The organism is Streptomyces sp. V4I2, from assembly GCF_030817655.1.
Lineage (GTDB): Bacteria > Actinomycetota > Actinomycetes > Streptomycetales > Streptomycetaceae > Streptomyces > Streptomyces plumbiresistens.
The window spans coordinates 5,352,969-5,374,696 of sequence record NZ_JAUSZM010000003.1 but is presented as its reverse complement, the minus strand read 5'-3'; the positions used below and the strand labels follow the sequence as shown (position 1 = coordinate 5,374,696).

Annotated in this window: 20 protein-coding genes and 2 pseudogenes; 15 read left to right on the top strand and 7 right to left on the bottom strand. The window is 68.7% G+C overall.

The genetic code is table 11. From position 1 onward, the window contains the following. Positions 1-52 precede the first annotated feature (52 nt). Both QFZ76_RS25355 and QFZ76_RS25350 read right to left on the bottom strand, forming a co-directional pair. Positions 53-322 (bottom strand): WYL domain-containing protein, encoded by a 270-nt coding sequence (locus tag QFZ76_RS25355; protein ID WP_307675893.1) that lies wholly within the window; start codon positions 320-322, stop codon positions 53-55. 142 nt (positions 323-464) lie between these two features. After that, entirely contained in the window at positions 465-1,427 is a 963-nt protein-coding gene (locus QFZ76_RS25350; protein WP_307675892.1) for a LysR family transcriptional regulator, read from the bottom strand. Between the two features lie 105 nt (positions 1,428-1,532). Between QFZ76_RS25350 and QFZ76_RS25345 the strand changes: the two genes are divergently transcribed. Beyond that, complete coding sequence (locus tag QFZ76_RS25345) at positions 1,533-4,865, top strand: S8 family serine peptidase (protein WP_307675891.1); 3,333 nt, start codon at positions 1,533-1,535, stop codon at positions 4,863-4,865. A gap of 53 nt (positions 4,866-4,918) precedes the next feature. Here QFZ76_RS25345 and QFZ76_RS25340 read toward each other — a convergent pair. The 3 genes and pseudogenes from QFZ76_RS25340 to QFZ76_RS25330 all read right to left on the bottom strand — a co-directional run. Then, a pseudogene (locus QFZ76_RS25340) lies at positions 4,919-5,694 on the bottom strand (phosphotransferase family protein); the annotation flags it as partial. Positions 5,695-5,821: 127 nt separating this feature from the next. Further along, positions 5,822-7,057, bottom strand: coding sequence for an SWIM zinc finger family protein (locus QFZ76_RS25335; RefSeq protein ID WP_307675890.1), 1,236 nt, complete (start codon positions 7,055-7,057; stop codon positions 5,822-5,824). Next, on the bottom strand, positions 7,054-9,861 hold the full coding sequence (locus QFZ76_RS25330; RefSeq protein WP_307675889.1) for a DEAD/DEAH box helicase: 2,808 nt from the start codon (positions 9,859-9,861) through the stop codon (positions 7,054-7,056). Before QFZ76_RS25330 ends, QFZ76_RS25335 begins: the two co-directional genes overlap by 4 nt. Before the next feature lie 266 nt (positions 9,862-10,127). On the opposite strand from QFZ76_RS25330, the gene QFZ76_RS25325 reads away from it, so the two are divergent. From QFZ76_RS25325 to QFZ76_RS25310, 4 genes are all read left to right on the top strand, one after another. Then, complete coding sequence (locus tag QFZ76_RS25325) at positions 10,128-10,439, top strand: hypothetical protein (protein ID WP_307675888.1); 312 nt, start codon at positions 10,128-10,130, stop codon at positions 10,437-10,439. A gap of 128 nt (positions 10,440-10,567) precedes the next feature. After that, positions 10,568-10,816, top strand: a complete 249-nt coding sequence (locus QFZ76_RS25320) for a hypothetical protein (protein WP_307675887.1) — start codon at positions 10,568-10,570, stop codon at positions 10,814-10,816. Beyond that, a complete protein-coding gene (locus QFZ76_RS25315) occupies positions 10,813-11,214 on the top strand; it encodes a PIN domain-containing protein (protein WP_307675886.1) in 402 nt (133 codons plus the stop codon). Before QFZ76_RS25320 ends, QFZ76_RS25315 begins: the two co-directional genes overlap by 4 nt. Before the next feature lie 1,107 nt (positions 11,215-12,321). After that, positions 12,322-13,977, top strand: a complete 1,656-nt coding sequence (locus tag QFZ76_RS25310) for a P-loop ATPase, Sll1717 family (protein WP_307675885.1) — start codon at positions 12,322-12,324, stop codon at positions 13,975-13,977. 16 nt (positions 13,978-13,993) lie between these two features. Here the strand turns inward: QFZ76_RS25310 and QFZ76_RS25305 are convergent, their stop codons facing one another. After that, positions 13,994-14,794 (bottom strand): class I SAM-dependent methyltransferase, encoded by an 801-nt coding sequence (locus QFZ76_RS25305; protein WP_307675884.1) that lies wholly within the window; start codon positions 14,792-14,794, stop codon positions 13,994-13,996. Between the two features lie 61 nt (positions 14,795-14,855). Here QFZ76_RS25305 and QFZ76_RS25300 point away from each other — a divergent pair, with 61 nt between their 5' ends. The 7 genes from QFZ76_RS25300 (at position 14,856) to QFZ76_RS25270 (ending at position 18,532) form a co-directional block, all read left to right on the top strand. Then, positions 14,856-15,572, top strand: a complete 717-nt coding sequence (locus tag QFZ76_RS25300; protein ID WP_307675883.1) for a GntR family transcriptional regulator — start codon at positions 14,856-14,858, stop codon at positions 15,570-15,572. A gap of 466 nt (positions 15,573-16,038) precedes the next feature. Then, on the top strand, positions 16,039-16,302 hold the full coding sequence (locus tag QFZ76_RS25295) for a DUF6284 family protein (protein ID WP_307675882.1): 264 nt from the start codon (positions 16,039-16,041) through the stop codon (positions 16,300-16,302). After that, positions 16,299-16,625 (top strand): hypothetical protein, encoded by a 327-nt coding sequence (locus QFZ76_RS25290; protein ID WP_307675881.1) that lies wholly within the window; start codon positions 16,299-16,301, stop codon positions 16,623-16,625. Before QFZ76_RS25295 ends, QFZ76_RS25290 begins: the two co-directional genes overlap by 4 nt. Further along, positions 16,622-17,512, top strand: coding sequence for a DUF2637 domain-containing protein (locus tag QFZ76_RS25285; RefSeq protein WP_307675880.1), 891 nt, complete (start codon positions 16,622-16,624; stop codon positions 17,510-17,512). Before QFZ76_RS25290 ends, QFZ76_RS25285 begins: the two co-directional genes overlap by 4 nt. 15 nt (positions 17,513-17,527) lie before the next feature. Continuing rightward, a complete protein-coding gene (locus tag QFZ76_RS25280; RefSeq protein WP_307675879.1) occupies positions 17,528-17,911 on the top strand; it encodes an RRQRL motif-containing zinc-binding protein in 384 nt (127 codons plus the stop codon). A gap of 29 nt (positions 17,912-17,940) precedes the next feature. After that, the gene (locus QFZ76_RS25275; RefSeq protein WP_307675878.1) at positions 17,941-18,156 is read left to right on the top strand and encodes a hypothetical protein; all 216 of its coding nucleotides are present in this window, start codon (positions 17,941-17,943) and stop codon (positions 18,154-18,156) included. 70 nt (positions 18,157-18,226) lie between these two features. After that, positions 18,227-18,532 (top strand): hypothetical protein, encoded by a 306-nt coding sequence (locus QFZ76_RS25270; protein WP_307675877.1) that lies wholly within the window; start codon positions 18,227-18,229, stop codon positions 18,530-18,532. A gap of 84 nt (positions 18,533-18,616) precedes the next feature. Here QFZ76_RS25270 and QFZ76_RS25265 read toward each other — a convergent pair whose 3' ends face one another. Next, a complete protein-coding gene (locus QFZ76_RS25265; RefSeq protein ID WP_307675876.1) occupies positions 18,617-18,991 on the bottom strand; it encodes a hypothetical protein in 375 nt (124 codons plus the stop codon). 299 nt (positions 18,992-19,290) lie between these two features. Between QFZ76_RS25265 and QFZ76_RS25260 the strand changes: the two are divergent. The 3 genes and pseudogenes from QFZ76_RS25260 to QFZ76_RS25250 all read left to right on the top strand — a co-directional run. Next, positions 19,291-20,190: pseudogene (locus tag QFZ76_RS25260) on the top strand (hypothetical protein); the annotation flags it as partial. 235 nt (positions 20,191-20,425) lie between these two features. Continuing rightward, positions 20,426-20,731, top strand: coding sequence for a hypothetical protein (locus QFZ76_RS25255; RefSeq protein WP_307675875.1), 306 nt, complete (start codon positions 20,426-20,428; stop codon positions 20,729-20,731). Positions 20,732-20,819: 88 nt separating this feature from the next. Beyond that, entirely contained in the window at positions 20,820-21,725 is a 906-nt protein-coding gene (locus tag QFZ76_RS25250) for a bifunctional DNA primase/polymerase (protein WP_307675874.1), read from the top strand. Positions 21,726-21,728 lie beyond the last annotated feature (3 nt).

Below are 21,728 nucleotides of genomic sequence, written 5' to 3'. Positions count from 1 at the left end.
GCTAGGGATAGTCTCGATGGAGATACTATCTCTAGCGATACCATCCTGCTTCTCATTCGGGCATGACGCTCATGACGCTGTGAATGCGGGAGAGGGTGAAGACGCGCTCGGCGTCCCGCAGGTGGCACCAGGCGTCGAGGTAGGGCGGGTCGGGTTCCAGGTCGCTGAGGGTGCGTACGGTCCGGTTGCCCGAGGTGGCGATGTACTCGACCGTGATGGCCGCACCGGTGTCGATGGCATGGGCGACCTGGCGGACGTCGCTGTACGACAGGTGCTTCGCGTATCCGGCGACGATCTCCTCGGTGTCCGTCGCGAAAGGCACCCCGCTGCCGAACGGATCGGGTTCCGATGGGGGTCCCCCCGCTCGAGCGAAGCCGAGAGTGGGGGAGATCGGCGGGGCCTTCAGCAGCCGGTCGGCCAGGACGTCCGTCCCGGTGTCGGCGGACAGGTCCGAGGTCAGAGGGTCAGAGGGGCGGGGGCAGCGGACCCCTCCCCTCCAGCCACTCCCAGTAGACCCCCGCCCGCCGCACCTCCGCCCAGTACGCCTTCGTGAGCGCGTCGTGCAGCACCGGCGCATGCTCGGCGAGGGGACTGCCGGCCGCCCACACCAGCCGTTGCCGCACACCCATCGGGTCCCCGGCCAGCGGCCGTACGACGACACCCTCGCGCTCGGTCACCATCGGATGCGCGAGAGCGACCCCGTGCCCCTGCCCGACCAGCGGGAACACCACGCTCGCGCTCAGCCGCTGCACCCGGCGCGGGACGAACCCGGCCCGTCGGCAGGCGACCCTGAACTGCGCCCGCATCCGTACGTCCTTGTTCTCCCCGACGAACCAGGCCTCGCCGGAGAGGGCGGAGAGAGGGATGTCGGGGCGGGCGGCGAGCGGGTGCCGTTCGGAGATCAGCACGAAGACGGGGTCCACGGCGAGGAGGGCGTCGCTGAGCCCGGGCCGCAACGTCAGCTCGTACTCCGGGTAGTCCACGACCAGGCCGAAGTCGAGGCGCCCGGTGGCGAGCAGTTCGAGCTGCTCCTCCTCCGTGTCGCAGGTGTGCAGGGTGATCTCGGCCCGGGGGAGCAGTTGCCGCGCGGTGGTCACGAGTACGGCGGTGAGCGGGCCGGGGACCGAGCCGAGCCGCAGGGCGGTCAGGTCGGAGTCCTCGGGGCCCCGCTGCCGTACGTCACGTATGAGGTCCTCGTGGGCCGTGAGGATGCCGTGCGCGTGCGCCAGCACCATCGCGCCGAACGCCGTGGGCCGGGAGCCGGCGCCGTCCCGTACGAACAGCGGACCGCCCAACATGCGCTCGATGCGCTGGAGTTGGGCGGTCAGGGCGGGCTGGGTGAAGCCGAGGGCCGCTGCGGCACGCGTGATGGAGCCGGCGTCGGCGATCGCGTTCAGAACGCGTAAGTGGCGGACCTCCAGATCCATAGCGCGATGTTATGGGCCATTGGGAGTACCCGGAAGATCGCCTCCGAGGGGACATTCGACCGCAACCGGAGTCACCACCGGCACAGGGGAGGCCGTATGTCCCGCATGTCTCGAAAACTGGTCGGCGCACTGATAACCGCCTTACTGGTCCAGGGAGTTGCGGCGGCCACGCCCGTCTCCGCCGCGCCCGACGCCGTTCCCACCTGGACCCGCGGAACCGGACCGCAGGATGCCACCACCCATCGCGTCACCCTCGTCACCGGCGACCGCGTGGACCTGTCGGGCGCCGGTGTCGCCATCGAGCCCGGAGCGGGCCGCGAGGCGACGGGCTTCCAGCAGTTCGAGCGGGACGGCCACCAGTACGTCGTACCGAACGACGCACTGCGCCTGGTCGCCGGCGGTCAGGTGGACGAGCGGCTGTTCGACGTGACGGGACTGGTCGCGGCCGGGTACGACGACGCCAGTACGGCCGAACTGCCCGTGATCGTGACGTACACCGACGCGACACTCGGCGCCCGCAGCCTGCGCGCCGCGGACGGAGCCCGGGTGACCCGTGCCCTGCGGGCCGTCGACGGCGCCGCGGTGGCCGTCGGCAAGGAGACGGCGGGCGCCTTCTGGGAAGGGGTGACCGCGGGCAGCCGTACGACCGGACTGCGCGCCGCGAGCGGTGTCGCGAAGCTCTGGCTGGACGGGAAACGGCAGGTCGCCCTGGACCGGAGTGTGCCCCAGATCGGTGCGCCGACGGCCTGGCAGGCGGGATACGACGGGCACGGCGTGACCGTCGCGGTCCTCGACACCGGGATCGACGCAACGCACCCCGACCTGGCCGCACGGGTCACGGAGGCCGTGAACTTCACGGACGCGCCCGACGCCGACGACAACGTCGGTCACGGCACGCACGTGGCGTCGACGGTCGCGGGCGGCGGCGCCAAATACAAGGGAGTCGCGCCCGGGGCCTCGCTGATCGTCGGGAAGGTGTGCAGCGACCGCGACTGCGCCGAGTCGTCGATCCTGGCCGGAATGGAGTGGGCCGCCCCTCGCGCCAGGGTGATCAACATGAGCCTCGCCGGTGACGACACCCCCGGCCTGGACGTGTTGGAAGAGGCCGTGAACACGCTGACGGCGAAGACCGGCGCCCTCTTCGTGGTGGCCGCGGGCAACGACGGCGGCGCGGACGGCTCGGTCGACTCGCCCTCCACGGCGGACGCCGCGCTCTCCGTGGGCGCCGTCGACAAGCAGGACGTCATGGCGTCCTTCTCCAGCCGGGGCCCGCGCGAGGACGGCGCGATCAAGCCGGAGATCACCGCACCCGGCGTGGACATCGTCGCCGCCCGTGCCGCGCACGCGGGCAGCGACTACATCGAGGTCGAGCCCGGCTACACCGCCGTCTCCGGCACCTCCATGGCCACCCCGCACGTGGCCGGAGCGGCTGCCCTGCTCGCCGGACAGCACCCGAACTGGCGGGCGGCCGAGCTGAAGGCGGCCCTGATGGCATCGGCGACGGCGACCGGCGGCGCGAACGTCAACGCGCAGGGCGCGGGCCGGGTGGACGTGGCCAGGGCCGTCCACCAGTCGGTCCTCGCCACGCCGACGGCCCTGCCCCTCGGCACGCAGGCCGCCCCGGCGGACGACGACACACCGGTCGTCAGGACGGTGACGTACCGCAACGACGGCACGGAGCCGGTGAACCTGGACCTGGCGGCGCGGGTGACCGGACCGGAGGACTCGCCCGCCCCGGCGGGCATGTTCACGGTCAGTCCGGAGCACGCGACCGTATCGGCGGGCGAATCGGTCGAGGTGACGGTGACGGCCGACACGCGCGTACAGAGCGGTACGGGGGTGTTCCAGGGCGCGCTGGTGGGCACGGACACGACCACCGGAACCTCGGTCCGCGTACCCCTGACCATCACCAAGGCCACGCCCACCCACAACCTGACGGTCAAGGCCATCGACCGCGCGGGCGAGCCGGCCGCCGACTACTGGACCGACATCACGAGCCTGGACGGCTCGGTCTACCGCTTCGTGTACGACCCGTCGGGCTCGGGCACGGTGACCCTCCCGGCAGGCCGCTACACGGTGAACGCGTCGGTCGTCACACCGTCGGACGGCAGTACGACCCTGCTGGCCCGCCCCACCCTCACGGTGACCGGCGACAGCGAGATCGTCATCGACGCACGCAAGGCCACACCGGTCTCGGCGACCCTCCCGCGCAAGGACGCGAGTCTGCGCCTGGCGGCGGTCGGCTTCCGCCGCGAACTCACCAACGGGGTGGGCTTCGGCATGCGGGCCATCGCCGACTCCTACGACAAGCTGTTCACGGCCGCGTTGGGAGACGACGTGGGCCCGGGCGAGGGCGCGCTGGTGGCGGACGTACGCGGCTTCTGGGCGGAGAAGAACGCGGACGGCACGTACGACGACTCGCCGTACGAATACGTGCTGGTGTGGTTCGAGCGGGGGCACCTGCCGACGAACTTCAGCCGGGTGGTGCGGCAGAGCGAACTGGCGACGGTGAAGCACCAGTACTACTCGGTGACCTCGGGAGGCCAGTCGAGGGCGTTCACGCACAACTTCGGCTTTCCCCCGGAGGGCGGCAGCGCGCTGTCGGCGGGTGCCATCTGGTACGACACCCCGGGCCGCCCCCGGACCGTCTACTACAAGGCCGACGACACGATGTGGGAGACCCGCTACAACCAGTACGCGGCCGACGGCACCTTCCAGACACAGTTCCTGACGGACTACGAGACCTACAAGCCCGGCAAGCGCTACACGGTGACGTGGCAGAAGGCGGTACCCGGCCCGCGCTTCAGCCGCACGACGACCGTCGCCCGAGACGGCAACCGGCTGTCCTTCAACGTCCCGATGGCAGGCGACCAGGCCGGCCACACCGGCTATTCGGCGTACGACACGAGCAGGGTCGCCTTCTACCACGGTGACCAGAAACTCGTGGAGCTGGACTACCCGTGGACGGACGCCTCGGGCACGGTCCCGGCGGCCGAGGCGACCTACCGCCTGGAGTACTCCGCCGAACGCAGCGCGGCAGGCGGGGGCTTCGGACTCGGTACGAGCATCAGCGGCTCCTGGACCTTCCGCTCGGGCGAGGTGAGCGGCGGAGAGACGGCGCTCGGCCTCTCGGCGTTCGACTTCGCGCCGGTCGTCGACCAGAACAACACAGGCGGGCTGCCGGTCGTCCCGATGCGGCTGGTACGACAGCCGGGGGCGGCTGCTTCGGCGGTGCGGTCGGTGTCGGTGGAGGTGTCCTACGACGACGGGAAGAGCTGGCGGAAGGCGCGCTTGGCGAAGACCGGGCGGGACGCGTGGGTGATGCCGCTGCCTGGACGGCCCGTGCCCGGGGGGTATGTGTCGCTGCGGGCGAGTGCGGAGTTCGCGGATGGGGGAGCGGTGAAGTACCGGGTGATCCGGGGGTACCGGGTGGGGTGAGGGGCTGATGCGGTTGCTGGAGGGCGGCTCGGCCCAGCGCGTCCATCAGTCCATCAGTCCATCAGGACGGTGCCGTAGGCGTCGAGCCGCTCCTCCACTCCTCGCGTCGTCAGCTCGGTCCTGCCCGCTTCCTGCCACGGCCGCGCGACCCACTGCACCCCCGCAGCGAACGCCAGGGCGTCCAGCAGCCGCCAGTACAGCCGCCAGTACAGCCGCCAGTTCAGCCGCTCGTTCGCGGCGACTGCCGGCACCCCGCCGGCTTCCTCGTACGCCTCGGCGAACCGCAGACCCCACGCCGGGCCGTGCAGCAGCGCGAGGTTGGTGGAGCTGGGGGCACCTCCCACGCCCTTTAGGCAGTGGGGGAGCGCCACATCGAGGTCCGCCGGACCCCAGGAGGCCTGCACCCAGTCGACGAACCCGGTGATCCGGAGATCGGCCGGGCTCGGGGGCGGCACGTCGAACAGCACGTTGCCGGGGTGGAAGTCCTGGGGAAGGAACCGCCCTCATAGGGCGGCAGAGGCTTGCGGATCACGTCAGTCGCCGCGGCCCATGTCGCCGCGTCGGCGCCGTCCGGCGGGACGACGGCGTCGGCGGTCGTCCACGCCTCGTACTTCCGGGGCCGCTCGGCGGGCCGCAGCGCGTGGATCGCCACGAGCTGACGGGCCAGCAGTGGGACGCGCGTCTCCAGTCCACGGTCGTCGAGGACGGTCCGGCCCGGCAGATGCGTCATGAGGAGTGACGGATACTCGCAGTGCGCGGCGGTGGGATCAGCCGCGACCGGTCCGGGAGTCGGCACGCCGGTCCCGGCGAGCAGGGCCAGGGCGTGGGTTGCCCCCAACACGCTTTCCAGGTGTTCGTCTGAGGATCCGTCGGTGTGCGCGAGCGTCCTGACCTGCAGTGCAGTGGGGGTGGGTGGGGCTTCTGCTCGTGGTTCCTGGTCAGCGGGGATCGCCCTCTTACTCCCCGTTATGCGACCAGGCCGCGGTGAGCGCGGTGACCGGGTCACTGTCGGCTGGTGCCGCGGGCCACCATTCGCCGTCGTCGTCCTGGAGGTAGGGGTACCAGCGGGCGTCGGGGCCCAGACGCAGCTGGATGCCGTGCTGGGTGAGGGTGAGGCGGTTGCGCCAGGCTCTGAGCTGTGTGGGGGAGTCGGTCATCTCGGCGAGGGCTGCGTCCAGGGCAGTGCGGGTGGCCTTCATCACTGTCGGGTCGGGAGTGTGGGGCTGTTCGGCGACGGTGATGCCCGTGGGGCCGCCGTGGCGCCAGGCGCGGGTGAGGCGTGCGAAGGCAGTGGGGTTGGTGCCGGTGTTCTGGATCAGGTGATGGAACCACTCGGGTCCGGGGTTGCTCGCGGCGATGCGGACGGCGTCCTGGTGCTGGGTCAGGTGCAGGTCGGCGGTGTGGCCTGCGAGGAGCCGGGCGGCGCGCGCGGTGGCGTCGGCCATGAGGCGTTCCAGGTCCGCGGCGGCCAGGCCGGTGCGGGGTGGCGGGGGGACGGGCAGCGCTGTGGTGTGGGCGGCGGGTTCCGGGAGTTCGGGCAGTTCGGGTGGCTCTTCGGCCCAGCGGGCGTACGCGGCGGCGGCCGGGATGCCGGCCGGTGCCGGTGGGGCGGCGGTCTCCTGTGCTGCTGTACGGAGTGTGCGCAGCTGGGCGAAAACCTCCTCGCGACCGCGGCCGCGCAGCGTGAAGAGCACGAACGGGTCGGTGTCGATGGTGGCGGCGATGGCGTAGCAGAGCGCGGCGGCGTGCTTGCAGGGGTATCCCCAGTCGGGACAGGAGCACTCCGGATCGAGCTCGGTGGGCAGTGGGAGCAGTGGGACGCCTGCGTGCCGGGCGTCGTCTACGAGTTCGGCGGGCATCTCGTCGTCGAGAAGTGCTGCGAGATGTCCGGCGCGGGCCGCGATCGTGTCGAGCAGGGTGTCCCACTGGGGGTCGGTGAGGACGGGCAGGTGGACTGAGGAGCGGTACGGGCGTGGGCGGCTGCCCTGGACAGCGGCATTGACCTTGCCCGGAGCGACGGTGACCGGGCCGACCATGCCTTTGCGGGCGTAGGTGCGTCCGCGCGAGAGCCGTCCGGCGTCCAGGGTGGAGTCCTCCAGGGCGGCCACCCATGCCTGGCCCCACCAGGTCGCGGCGAAGGCTCGCTTGCCGCGGGTGGGCGCGCGGCGCTGGCCGGGGACAGCGGGGCTCATGACTGCCTTCCCAGGGCGACGAGTTCGGCGAGGTCGGCGTCGGACAGTTCGGTCAGGGCTGCCTCGCCGGAGCCGACGACGGCGTCGGCGAGGGCGCGCTTGGCTTCGAGCAGCTTCGCCACCTTGTCCTCCACGGTTCCCTCCGCGAGGAGCTTGTGCACCTGGACGGGTTTGTCCTGGCCGATGCGGTAGGCGCGGTCGGTGGCCTGGTCCTCGACGGCCGGGTTCCACCAGCGGTCGTAGTGCACGACGTGAGTGGCGCGGGTGAGATTGAGTCCGGTGCCCGCCGCCTTCAACGACAGCAGGAACACCGGCACTTCACCGCGCTGGAAGCGGTCCACCATCTCCTCGCGCCGCGCGACGGGGGTGGCACCGTGCAGGAAGAGAGCGGGGATGCCGCGCTCGGCGAGATGCTTCTCCAGCAGAGCCGCCATCTGTTTGTACTGCGTGAAGACCAGCACGGACTCGCCTTCGGCGGTGATGGTGTCGAGAAGCTCGTCGAGCAGGTCGAGCTTGCCGGAGCGGCCCCGCAGGGGGGTGGACTGGCGCAGGCTGTGCTCTTTCAAATACTGGGCGGGGTGGTTGCAGATCTGCTTCAGCGCGGTGAGCAGCTTGAGTACCAGACCGCGTCGGGCGATGCCCTCCGACTCCGCGATCTTCGCCATGGTCTCGCGGACCTGTGCCTCGTACAGGCTGGTCTGCTCGGCCGTCAGCGGGACGACGTGGTCGGTCTCCGTCTTGGGCGGCAGTTCGGGCGCGATGCCGGGGTCGGACTTCTTGCGGCGCAACAGGAAGGGACGTACGAGACGGGACAGGCGCTCGGCTGCCTCGGGATCCTCGCCCGCCTCGATGGCGCGGGCATGCCGGTCACGGAAGGCGGTGAGTGTGCCGAGGAGCCCGGGGGTGGTCCAGTCGAGCAGCGCCCACAGCTCGGAGAGGTTGTTCTCCACAGGGGTGCCGGTGAGAGCGACGCGGGCGCGGGCAGGCAGGGCGCGCAGTTCGCGGGCGGTGACGGCGTAGGGGTTCTTGACGTGCTGGGCCTCGTCGGCGGCCACCAGCGACCAGGCTGTCTCGGCGAGCACTTCGCGGTCACGGCGCAGCACCCCGTAGGTGACCAGGACGATCTCGTCGCCGGCCAGGTCCTTGAGGTGGCGGTCGCCGCCGTGGTAACGGCGTACGGGGGTGGCCGGTGCGAATCTGGCGGCCTCGCGCTGCCAGTTGCCGAGCAGGGAGGCCGGGCAGACGACAAGGGTGGGGCCCGCGGTGGTGGGGTCGCTCTGGCGGTGCAGGTGCAGAGCGAGCAAGGTGATGGTCTTGCCCAGGCCCATGTCGTCGGCGAGACAGCCGCCGAGACCGAGCGCGCACATCTCGGCCAGCCAGGCCAGGCCCCGCTTCTGGTACTCGCGCAACGTGGCCTTGAGGGCGGCGGGCTGGGGCACGGGGGTGCGGGACTCGGGGTCGCGGATACGGGCGACCAAGTCGCCGAGCGCACCGACCGCCGTACAGGGAACCCGGTCACCGTCCCGCTCGGTCTCGCCGGTCAGCGCGGCGCTCAACGCCTCCATGGGGGTGAGCGGTTCCATCCGGCGGCGCTTGGCGCGGGCCACCAGCTTCGGGTCGGCGACCACCCACTGGTCGCGAAGCCGGACGAGGGGACGGCGTGACTCTGCGAGGGCATCCATCTCGGCCTCGGTGAGCGGCTCGCCGCCGAGGGAGACCTGCCAGCGGAAGTCGAGGAGGGCCTCGGTGTCCAGCAGGCCGCCGGCGGTGGAACCGGGGGCGGTGCGCTGCCCGATCTCCGCGGTCGCGGTGAGTGCCTTGACCAGTTCGCGCGGCCAGTGCACGTCGACACCGGCCGCGCGCAGCGCGTCCGTGGCGTCCCCGAGGAGTTCGAAGGCTTCGTCGTCGGTCAGCCGGAGCTGATCGGGGGCGGCATCGTTGAGCAGCCTCCGCAGCGGGGGCCAGGCGCGGGCGCCGCGACGCAGGGCGAGGAGGGTCTCGGTCTCGGCGTGTGGGCCGAGCAGCCGCTCCACTTCGGTCGGCTCGCTCCAGAGCCGTGCGGCCTCGATGACGAGCGCCGGGTCCGCCGCGGTGTGCAGTTGCAGGACGGCCCGGAACTGCCGTCGGCGTCCTTCGGGTACGTCGACGCGCAGGGAGACACTGACCTCGGCGGTGAGCGCCGCCTGGGTTTCCTCGGCCCATTCACGCAAGGTGGGCACGGCGCGGGCCTCGCGCCAGGCGTACGGCAGCGCTCCCATGGCGAGCGGCGCGGCCGGCGTACGGACCAGATCATCGGCGACCGCGTCGCAGAACTGGCGTACCAGCGCAGCCGGTTCGGCGATCCGTACCGGAGCAGGGCCAGGCTCGGGCAGGCAGTGGGCGTGTGGCGGGAAGGCGGCGGCCAGGGCGTCCAGCGTCTGGCGCTGGGCGGCGGTAAAGGGACCCACCTGCCAGGTGTCGTAACCGGCGGGGGTGAGCGCCGGGTGGAGGCGGCCGTCGGCGAGCAGCCGCAGCGCGAAGCGAGTGGCGGCCTGCCAGGCGGCGCCGGAGGGATGCGTCGGCTCCGCATCGGCCAGGGCGGAGACAGCGACGGCGACAGGCAGCGCGTAACCCTCGACCCTGCGCCGCCTGACCGAGCGGCCGTGCGGCAGGACCAGCTCCACCGCCTCGGTCTCAAGGCCGGTGGGCGCCATACTGTCTCCGGCTGCTGCCCCGGTCGGCTTCCACAGCAGCAGCCGCCCAAGGCGGGCGGGCTCACCGGGCAGGAACACCGCCGCCCAGCCGGCGCCGAGCAGCTCCCTCACGAAGGCGGATGTTTCCTGCCGGGCCAGCGGCGGTGCGCTCCTCGCGCCCGTACTCGGCTCTCGTACGACGACTCGTGCCACTCTCTTCCGCCCTGTCGCTTGCCGGACCCTCCCCTGGGCCGCGCTCACTACCGAACCCCACCAGGCAACGCCACACGCCGGCAACCGCGAGCCTTGGCTTGACTGCTGGCGACGGCGCCACGACGGATACACCGCTGCTGAACACACCGGTCCTCAACCGTACGGTGCGGCGCTACGGTGAGGCCATGAGCACCTGGGACCCAGTCGCGCTGGAGGCGTTGATCGAAGAGGCCACCGTCGACGCCTACGGCGAGGATGAGCAGGTCACCGGCTTCTTCACGATGATCGAGGAGAGCCTTGCCGTGCCGTTCAGCACGACTGTTCTCGGCGTCGACGTGAGCGTGGTCGGTGTCGATCTGGCCGAGGACGGGCGCGTGGTCGCACGCTGCGCCCGGGGGCCGGTCCGACAGGACATCGGAATTCTGGACCTGCCGCTGCCGGAACCCGCCCCCAAGGGCTGGCAATGGATCGAGGCATACCGCTACTGGGCCCGCTGAACCGGCGCGTCGCACAACTGCCCGGCTGAGCTCCAGCTCGAACGTACAGTCGCCCCGATTGCCGCTGACCGGACCGACTGCGGGGAACAGACAGCACGTAACGCGCATACCGCAGTATGCTTGCGGCTATGGCTGACACCACACGCATCACGGTGACACTCCCCACCGAGCAGGTGGCGGAGCTGAAGAAGATCACGGACAACATCTCCGGCTACGTGGCCGAAGCGGTCGCCAGGCAGATCCGGCACCAGCTCCTGGGGGCCGACCTGCGCAGCCACACAGACGAGCACGGGGCCTTCAGTGAGGGAGAGCTGGCCGAGGCGCGGGCGCGGATCTTCGGTACGACGTCGGCCGCCGGCGGCGCGAGCGCCGCGTGAGCGGGCACATCGAGACCGTCGTCCTGGACAGCGAGGGGCTGTCGGCCTGGGTGGCGCAGGACCGGAAGGTCCTGGCGATGTTCCAGGTGTTCCACGACATGGGAGCGGACCTTGTCGTCAGCGCCAACACCATCGTGGAGGTGAGCCACGCCAGGGTGAACCTGTCCCGACTGCAATGGGCGCTCTCCCGGGTCAAGGTGGAGCCGATCACGGAGGCAGCGGCCAAGGCGGCGGCCCAACTGCTCAAGGGCGCCGGTCTGCACGGACACAAGTACGCGATCGACGCCACCGTCGCGGAAGCGGCCTTGCGTCAGCCTGTCCCGGTCGCCATCCTCACGTCGGATGTCGATGACATGACCCGGCTGTGCGGCAGCAAGGTCCGGATGATCGGGCTATGACCGCGACATCGTCCCGGGACCATGGACAGATCCGCATGGATCCGCCGAGACCAGAGTCGCCGCAGGCCAACCCGTGATGGGTGAATCAGGCATCGACGGATGCGAGGGCATGACTGCGTTCGGTCCCGAAGCTCCTCCGGGCGCAACGCGTGCTGGCGGCTCAGGGCGGCGACTGCCTCTTCGTCTACGCCGTTGAGGGCAGCCAACTCATCGTGTGGGTCCTGGCGGCCGGTAGCCGTCGTGACGTATCCCGTCAGAGGCTGTGGCTCCGCACAGTCTGCGCAGGTCGCCCTATAGGGCGCGAGCGTGCGACTCCCCTGCTTGATGACATGTCCTAAATGTTGCCTATGAATGCAACCGAAACTGCAACCAGGGCACACCGAAGAGTCGGACCGCAACGAGCGGTCCGACTCTTCGTTTCGCCTGTTCAGGCGGCTGCGGAGGATACGAGATTCGAACTCGTGAGGGGTTGCCCCCAACACGCTTTCCAACTCTGCTGGTTGCCGTTCCTGGTGGTTCAGGCCCGTTCAGGTCCTGCGTGCCACCTTCTGGTAGCACGGCTCTGAACGGGCCCGAACTTCCACGGATGAGACTGCCGTTGAGACTGAGTGACTGAGACAGGGGCACCACCACAGTCGCGCCGGAGGGCTGTGCGTGCCCTCCCTCGGTCCGCGGTGAATCCCTTGTCGCTCCACTCCTCAACGCGAACTACAGGCGGAGAGGTCGCTGAGGTCTCCCGACCTGGTCAGGAATCGTGGCGGCTCCGAGGAGCCACCTGCGGTTTGCGATGTCACCCGGGAGGGTGACCGGCGCTGCAAGCTCCGCCCGTCCCAGCGCGTGATGGTGGCACTGGTGTACCTGAGCGGCAACGCTGAAGAAGCTCATTGAACCAGCAGCCACCCAAGTCCACCCAAGTGGGCAGCTGCTGGCTGCTCGGGAGCGTGTTCGGCCCTTCGACTGCCATGCGACGAACTCCCCGGAGCCAAAAGAAGCGGCCGTCAAGAGTCAACCGGCACATAGGGCTATTCAGCTCGAACATCGTGCGCTAATGTGCAGGACTGATCACTTGGGGTAGCTGAAAGGCTACCCTATGAGAAGGGGGCGGTTATGTCGCGAAGCGGGGCGCGCCAGCGTCGAAGGTCGAACTTAAATCTCGGCGCGGAACAAGCTGAAGCCGATAAGCAATTTCTGCGCACAGCCTTTTACGAGTCGGATGATTATGTCACCATATCCGACAAGGATGATCACCACTGTTTCGTGATTGCACGGACAGGAACCGGGAAGTCTGCCGCTCTTCAGCAACTCGAAGAGGACTTCCCCGAACATGTCGTGAGGATCGCGCCGGAGGATCTGTCACTCCAGTACATTACAAACCTCAGGGTGATGCACTATCTGGATAGCTTGGAGGTTACCCTGGACCCTTTGTTCATTGCCCTATGGAAACACGTGCTAGTCGTTGAGCTAATTCGTCATCGATACAAGGTGAACTCGCCCACCGCTAAAGCAAATTTCATGACCACCCTACGAGAAAAGGTAAGGAGGGATCCTGGAAAGCGGGCTGCGCTCGAGTACTTGGAGCACTTTCAAGACCGCTTTTGGATCGATGCAGACCAGCGAGTAAAAGAGGTAACCGAGAAATTCGAAGAGAACATTAAAAGGGAGGCGAGTGGAAAAATTGGCCTACCGGGACAGGTTGATGCCACAATCGGGGCGACTTCGGGAGACACGTTTTCTTCGGAAGTGCGGACCGAGCTTGCCGATAGGTTTCAGAAAATCGTCAACGATACTCAAATAGCCAGACTGAATCAGATGATTAAGGTTCTCGATGAGGATATTCTGGATAGTCGCCAGAACTTCACGTATGTGGTAATCGACGACCTTGATCGCGATTGGGTTGACGAGAAGCTGACGAACGCACTCGTCCGATGCCTATTCCGAGCAGTTCTCGACCTCCAACGTGTGACCAACCTCAAAGTTGTAGTAGCCCTTCGCACGAACATATTTGAACATCTGGACTTTGGGCATAGGTCCGGTGGGCAAGAGGAGAAATTCAGGTCTCTAGCTCTAAGGATGCATTGGACTCCTGGAGAGCTGAAAGACCTTGCTACCGAACGTCTACGTGCGGCTGCCAGTAAGCATGATCAAGCCTTCAACTCTATACACGATATCTTGCCTCGCACAAATCGCACGCGTGGAGATGCGCTGGAGTATATGCTGCAACGAACCCTCATGCGGCCGCGAGATATCATTGCATTCTTTAATGAAGCGTTGTCGTTCTCTTCAGGGAATCAACTCTCTTGGGATGATATTCGTAAAGCGGAAGAGCCGTACTCGCGCGAGCGGGTGCTTGCGCTGCGCGACGAATGGAAAACTTCCTATCCTGAAATTGACAAGATCTTCTATCTATTCGAAGGGGCCACGCTCCCGTTGTCCAAGGCGGCTTTCACGAGAATTCTAGACGATGCCATTACGCTGCCAGGTGATCCGGAATTCGCCGGTGCAGAATGGGTGCAGCGCCTGACTGCAAAGATGTGGTCCAATCCGAATGGGAGCTGGACGGAGTGGTACGGACCGCTGGTTTCGCTTCTGTATAACATCGGCTTCATCGGCTGTATGACGGGGAGTCGGACAGAATTTCAATATGCTCAAAATTACCCCGACTTTGCCGATCGGGCAAGGAACCTCGAATCAATCACGGAATTCAACATCCATCCCGCTTTTCAAATGGGACTGGATGTACGAATAGACAATTCTCGCCGCTAGATTAGAGCGGGACTGTTCAGGAGTGCCCCACCGCGAGCAGGTGGGAGCTAGCGGCGAGCAGCTCTGGATACGGCTCAGCCATCCGAGCAGCTGCCATGGCAGAGGCAATCAGGTCATCGGTGGGTCCCTCGCCAGGCTGCTGTTCGACGGCCTTGACGAGTGACCATGCCGGGCCCTCGATCCCGAAAACTTCCACCTTGGTAAGCCCCGCCTCGCGAAGCTCGTCGGCAAGCTCCTCTGCCCGATGGAAGTAAGCCAGGGTGAAGTGGGCGCCGTCGTGCACTGCGGTGCGGAGAATCTTGGACACCGGCTCGTACATGCGGTCCGTATGCAGGTGTGCGTACGTGACGTGCTCGAAGAGGGATGCGTACCGGTTGATCGCTGCTGCGGCTACAAGCCCACCAGGCTTGACCACCCGCTGTGCTTCAGCGAGCGCCCGCCGGCGGTCAGCGGGATCGGGCAGGTGATAGAGCGGGCCCAGGAGCTGAACCACGTCGTAGCTGTCGTCACTTGCGTCCAGCGCTCGCGCGTCTCCAAGTGACGCTGAACAGATGGCGGATGCCTGCTCAACGTGGCGCGGGATGGGGTCCACCAGAGCAACTGTGTATCCGTCCTCGACCAACCACTTTGCGTGCACGCCGGGCCCACCCCCGACGTCCAGCACGCTCGCGGGCGCTGGAGGAAGAAACCGACGTAGAAGTTCCTTGGTCCGGGCCAGCTCAAGACGACCGTCCGCTGAGCGACGCAAGCGCTCGCTCTCGTCGACGGTCTCGCCGTAGAAGCGCAGAACGGAGGGAGCCAATCCGAGATTCGACATAGCGGCAGTATGCTGTGTACCGGTGGACCAGTCCAGCAGGGAGACGGCAAGAGAGGCAGCCATGGCGCTACTGAAGTACGAGGAGATTGCGGAGTCGCTGCGCGCCCGCATCGCCGCCGGCGAGTTCGCGCCAGGCGAGATCGTTCCATCCGGGCGTGACCTGGCAGAACAGTGGTCGGTCTCTCGCGCGACCGCCATCAAAGCGATGGACGTGTTGCGGAGCGACGGTGTCGTCGTGGCCAAGCAAGGGACGGGCTTCGTGGTGACGGAGACTCCCGTCGCGCGGCCGGCGGGTGCACGGAGGGCAGGTTCCGCTCGCGTCACTGGTGGCATGCCGTTCCTGCGCGTCGGTGAGCCGGATTGGGCAGAGCCGCCTGCGCGAGTAGCTGCCGTACTCGGTATGGATGCTGGGGTCACCGCCTTGCGGCGCATCCGAATCCTCCAGCTGCCGGACGGGAGTCCGCACAGTTACGCGGAGGCGTGGTTCCCGCCCGAGATCGCAGAAGCCTCCCCCCGGCTCGCGCAGACCGCGCCCATCCCGGAGGGGACAACTCGATACGTACGTCGGCAGACTGGCCGCTTCCCCGCAGAGGGCGTGGACGTGACTACGGTCCGCCTGGCAACTGAGTCCGAAGTCCGCCATCTAGGACTGTCCGGGGCAACGGCGGTCGCTGTGGTTCTGCACACCGCCTACGACCAGGACGGCCGTCCCCTCGTGTGCGAGGAGGGCGTCACGCCCTCCCCTCACTTCGAACAGGTGGAGACCTATGCGATGTAGGCCAGAGTGACGCATAGGGAAGCTGGACCGGTCCGCCGGTCCAGCTTTTTTATTTTCCTTTCCTGGCTCTGAGCTGCATGGATGCCCAATACGCAGTATCTGTGGGGGAGTTGGCGCTTGACTGGACCGGTCCACCGGTCCAGTCTATGGATGCGCCCGGAGGAAAGCCCGCAGGGGTGAGTACAAAGTGAGCGCGCATTGGTTGAAAACTCAACAGAGTGTTCGAGGGGAGCCCGTCCCACCTCCGCAAGCAAGCGGACGGGCGCGCATGGGTTCTGTCCCGTGCGCGGTACAGCGCGATCTCAACGCTTCGCAGGACTGCTGCGACCGGTTGCCTCCGCTGCTCGTCTCGAACGAGCGGCGCTGAGGGGAGCCGGATTGACCGACTTCAACGGCGCGCGGCGCCCAGGTTGCAGCCCGGGCGCCGCTGTTCGGGCCGTTCACCTTCTGAGAGGACCACGACCCAATGAAGACCATCGTCACTGTTCAGGATGCTGTTACCGCGTTCGCTCCGTTCATGGAGCCCACGGACGCGGAGCTGGACGCGATCGAGCGTGAGGCTCCACTGATCAACGCGGAGCTTGAGCTGCTGGACATGCAGATCGCGCTGTTGGACCGGCCGGTCACCGAGACGGACACCCGCCGGCTGCGTCGGGCCCACCGCAAGGTGCTGGCCAACCGCCTCGCAGTCACGAACCAGGTCGCTTCGGTCTCCGAGGTCGCCGCATGAGCGCCGCGCTGAGCCTGGACGATCTGTCCGTGCCGTTGCGGGCGCTGCGTCTGCTGACCGCGGACTTCGGGCACCTGCCCGCGCCGCACGTGCACGTGTCCCCCATCTACCCGAACCGGCTGGAGCTGTCGTTCCACTCCGGTCTGGCGGGCTTCGAGGCATGGCGCGAAGCACTGGACGTCGCCCCGGACGCGGTGACCTACACCGTGCAGCGCGATGGCCGGACGCAGGTGCTGCGCATGGTCGTCGACTACGCGGGTGCTGAGCTGGAACTGATCGGCTACGGCGACGTCTGCGTCCCGGTACCGGTCGGTGCGGCATGAGCGCCGCGGCCCGCGTCGACGTGAGGTCGACGCCCGTCGAAGTACCGTCGACGCCCGTCAATGTAGACCGTGCCATCACCGCACTCGCGGCCGTGCTCACGGTGGTACTGACCGCGGTGGCGTTCTGGCTCTCCTACGAGCACTTGCAGGAAGTCGCCGCCGCGCACGGCATGGCCAAGGCCGTGGCCCGCTCCTGGGCGTGGCCGGCCACGGTGGACTTGTTCATCGTGATCGGTGAGCTGCTGATCTTGCGTGCCTCGCTCGCCCACCGGGTCGACTGGTGGGCAATCGGCCTGGTCACCGCCGGGGATGCTGCCTCCATCGGCCTGAACGTGGCTGGAGTCGGGCAGGACGCGGGCGCCCTCAACTATGTGGTCGCCGCGGTCCCCCCGGTTGCCGCGCTGCTCGCGTTCGGCGCGCTCATGCGGCAGGTCCACGCCTACCTCGCCCGCCGCGCTTCGACGGGCGTCAACCTCCCGCCGACGGGCGTCGAAGCACCGTTGACGCCCGTCAAGATCAGCGTCGACCGCCCGACCGTTGCCCCGCCCATCGAGCCTCACCACGAGGCCGGTCCGGCGCCGGAACGGCCCGCGCTCACGCCGGGCGTCAATGCCGCTTCGACGCCCGTCACCGAGGACCCGGCACCCCTCGACGCAGTGTCGACGGCCGTCGACCTGTGCACCCCGGTCGTCTACGCGAACCGGGTGGATCAGTTGGTGCGGGCGCTGTACGGCACGGACTTCACGCAGCCGGGTACCGCACGCATGACGCAGGCGATGGCCGCGGTCGGGCTGGGGACGTCGGAGTCGACGGCCCGCACGGCGCGCAGCCGGGTCAAGGCGCGTGAGCCGCACCTGGCCAACTTCCCCTCCGCGATCGCCAGTTGAGCGGGGGATGCGGTCATGTCGCTCACCTTCGCCAAGTGCTTCGACCCGGCCGGCGCCCGCTACGGGATACCCACCTTCCCCTGGCGCCACGTCCCGGACTGCTACGCCACCCGCCGCCAGCTCCGGGCGCGCGGTCTGCGCCCGGGAGGCCAGCAGGTCGCCGCGCAGGCGCTGCGCCCGCGGTATCGGCGCGGCCCGCTGGTCGCCTACTTCTACCGCCTCGATCACGCGAAGCCCGTCCGGCCGATGACGCCGGCGAAACGCGCCGCGCTGGCCAAGGCCAACACCGCGCGCCGCACCTGCCCGCAGTGCCGCATGGACGCCGGCTACGTCATCCCCGCCTCACTCGGCATGTGCGTGCCCTGCGCGTACCCCGACGACGAACAGCGCGCCGCCTGACCCTTGCACCCCTGAACAAGGAGCCCATCGTGAGTACATCCGCACCGCTTGGCACGCACTTTTGGGTGATGTCCGTGGAAAAGCCGGGCCTTGCGTCCGTCACCCGGACCGGCACCTACACCCCGCAACCGGACAGCACCCGTGAGGCCGCCTTCGCCGACATCTACCAGTTCGTCGGCGAGAGCGCCCCGCAGCTGCGGGGCGCCACGGTCCTGTTCTTCTCGCTGGAGCGCAACACCCTCTGAGCTGCACCGCACCACGTCACCGAGGAACAGCGCGCTACCTGAACACCCCACCTTTTGTAAGGGAGTTTTAGTGAAAGACATTCGTCACCGTGCCCTCGTCACGGGCGCTGTCGCGGTCAGCGGAGCGCTGGCCATGGTGATCGGGATGCGGCTGTCCGGCTACGGCGTGCCGCTCGCGCTGTTGCTGGCCTGCTGCCTGTCGTGCCTGGCCACATTCTCCAGCCTGCTCTTCCACCTGATCAGCGCCATGTCGACGACCACGCACCGCTGTGGGCGGCCCGGCTGTGACTTCCGCGTCAGCCTCGCCCACACGGATGCCGCGGAAAACCGGCGCTGGCAGGAGATCGCTGCCCGCCACCCGCACCGCAGCCACTGAGCTGCACCATTCCCCGAATCTTGGCGGGCCCGGTCGCTCGCCTCCTACAGCAACTGACCGGGCCCTACTCCAGTGAAGGAGTGCTCACAGCATGACGGACCTCAGCACCGAGCCGGTAGCCCTTCCGGCTGCCCCGAACCAACCGTCCCCGCCCACCGACACCCCACCCACCGCGGGCCAGGACGTGAAGCAGGTCGACCACACGCCTGGCGGCTGGCCCATCGTTCCGCTCGCCTTGTCCGGGGCGAACAGCACGGTTGGCGCGGTCGCCGCCGCCTCCCTGGCCGGGGGCCCGATCGCCGCGGCCGTCGCCGTCACCGGCATGGTCGTTCTCGGCACGGTCGCCGCCACCCGCTCCCGCAAGGCGGGCCCGCGCCGCGAGACACGCAGGTCCGCGGCCCGCGCCGCCGGCCGTTCGGCCGTTCGCTCCGCAGGACTGCGCAGCGCCGCAACAGGCACCCGCGGCAGCTCCGGGAGCGGGAGCCGTTCGGCCGGCTCGCGGTCCGGTCGCTCCGGTAGCCGCTCGGGCAAGGTGCCCGGCCAGCACCGCCGTAGCACCGGTCCCGCCGCTGGTCACAGCAGCGCCGCGACCAGCAAAAAGGCGGCGCAGGGCATGAGCGGTCACCACCTGTCCAAGCCCGCGACGGGCAAGAGTGCGGGTCGTGTGGGGCAGGTCAAGGCTTTGCGGGCCGCGCAGAAGGCCGCGGCCGGCTCGCGTGGCGGGCAGCGGGCACAGACCACCACCGCCCGACGGGCGGGTGGCCAGCTCCGACCGGCAGATGCGCAAGCTCGCGGAGAAGATCCTGGAGGTCATCCGGATCGCCCGCGCCATGGGCGTGCGCACCGTGCTCACCGCGCTCGGGGCGACCGCCAGCGTGCTGGGCAACCTGATGATCCGCCGCGAGGCCAAGGTGCGCGTCGCCCTCACGGGCGGGGAGACCGAGGGCATGGACCTGGGCAAGATGTTCCCCGGCAGCCGCGGTCTGCGCGTGGACCAAGCCCCCTACAAAGGCGCCGGGTTCATGGGCACCCCCGAATCACCGGCCGCACTGTTCAAGGCATGGCGGATCCTGCCCAACCAGATCCGGGACATCATCGCCGCCACCTCCGACCGACACCCCGTCCTCGACGACGTCTCCGCCAAGGCTGCCGGGCCCGCGTATACGCGGCGCTGGGATGCCGAGCGCACCGCGTGGATGCGCGACCAGGTCGCCACCGACCACGCCGACGACGTGCCGGCAGACGGGACAGGAACAGGACTGCGCCTGTCTGCCCTGAGCCCGCGACCGGAGTCGCCGGAAGAGGAGTTGGCGCGCCGTTTCCGTGAGGAGATCGACGCTCAGTTCGGCACCGCGCCCGACCCGCATACCGCCGATGAGGGCGACGGGCTGGAGCGGCCGGCCGGGCTGAATCTGTCGGCCCTGCGGGGTGAGCAGGACAGTCCCGCGCAACAGGCCGCGCTCGCCGCGCTGCTCGCCGCCGGACGCGAAGGGACGGGAGCGTCGGCGATCGCCCGTGCGCTCGCGGACGCGTTCGGCACGACCCGTCAAACGGTCGTGGGCTGGCTGAAAACGTGGGTGGAGGACGGCACCGCCGTACGCGTTGGGGAGGGCACCAAAGCCCGCTACGTCCACCGCTCCCACTCGCCCGACGACTGATCACTTGTCGCTTGTCGCCCCCACTTTCCCCACATGCCGTCTACCGGGGCCTGGAGTGCCGCAAACGGCTTGTGAGCTGGGAGGCGACAAGCGACAAGACAAGACAAGCGACAAGCGAGACGACAAGCCGCACGACAAGACAGGCGACAAGCAACGCGACAAGCACAGCATCCATCCGCACGGGCCCGCGCCACCTCTTGGCGCGGGCCCGCGGCACACCCTCAGGGAGCCTGAAATGAGCCAGCACACCCCGCCCGGCCAGATGGCCCCGCACATCCCCGCCGACCTCTACCAGCACGCACAAGCGACCGGACAGCCCGTCGTCATCGTCGTCACCGGCGCCGCCCCGGCCGGCTTCCCGTGGCAGCGGCTGCTGATCCCGTTCGCGATCGCCGGAGCCGCCGCGCTCGGCACGTGGGGAGTGGTCGCCGCGCTGTGCTGGCTGATGGACGTCGCCGCCCACACCGCGACCGTCATCGCCGGGGCCGCCGGACCGGTCGGCGCCGGCGGCATCACGCTCAAGCTCTTTTCGAAGAAGTAGCTACGCCAAGGGCGGCCCCCCACTCCGCCAAGAACGCGGGGCCGCCCTTGTTCGCCAGCATCCATCTAAGGAACTGGAGACATCCAGCATGACCCATGACGCCCGCTCCGCGCTGCTCTACGCGGCGCTGGAAGCCGCAGGACGTGCCTGGCCCGTCCTCCTGCTGCACCCCCACGACAAGCGGCCCGCCGGCCACGCGGCCAAGTACTGCCCCCACACCGGACGCTGCATCAACGGGCACAAGACCCCCGAGCAGCGCGCCACCACCGACCCCGAACTCCTCACCGCCGCATGGGCCCACCGGTCCTACAACATCGGCATCGCCACCGGCCCCGCCGGGCTGCTGGTCGTCGACCTGGACACGCTCAAGCCCGAAGACCCGAAAGGAACGCCTGACGGCGCCACTTCCTTCGCGGCGCTCTGCGAGCGCGCCGGACAGACCGTCCCCGACACCTACCGGGTGCGGACTGCACGGGGTGGAGAGCACCTGTACTTCACCCAACCCCCCAGCGCCCAGCTGCACAACACCGCCGGACGCCTCGCGAAGAAGATCGACACCCGCGGCTGGGGCGGCTACGTCGTCGCCCCGGGCAGCACCACCCCCGACGGCCAGTACACCGTCCTCGACGACCGGGCGCCCGTCCCGCTGCCCACGTGGCTGCACGACACCCTGAAGCCCCCGCCGCGCCCTCGGTACGCCATGCCGAACTCGATGAAGAGCGCCAGCGGATATGCCGCCGCCGCGCTGCGGGGCGAGGTCGACAACGTGGCCACCGCCGCGGCCGGCAGCCGCAATGCCGTCCTGCTGCGGGCCGCGCGGGCACTGGGTCGGCTGATCGCGTCCGGCGCCCTCGACCGCGGGGAGGTTGAGGAGGCTCTTAGTAGGGCGGCAGCGGGCAACGCCACCGAGTCTCAGCGCTACTACGACGACGTCATCACGCGTGGTCTGGACTGGTCGATCGCCCACAACAGCCCTGGTGGGAAGGCGGCATGACCA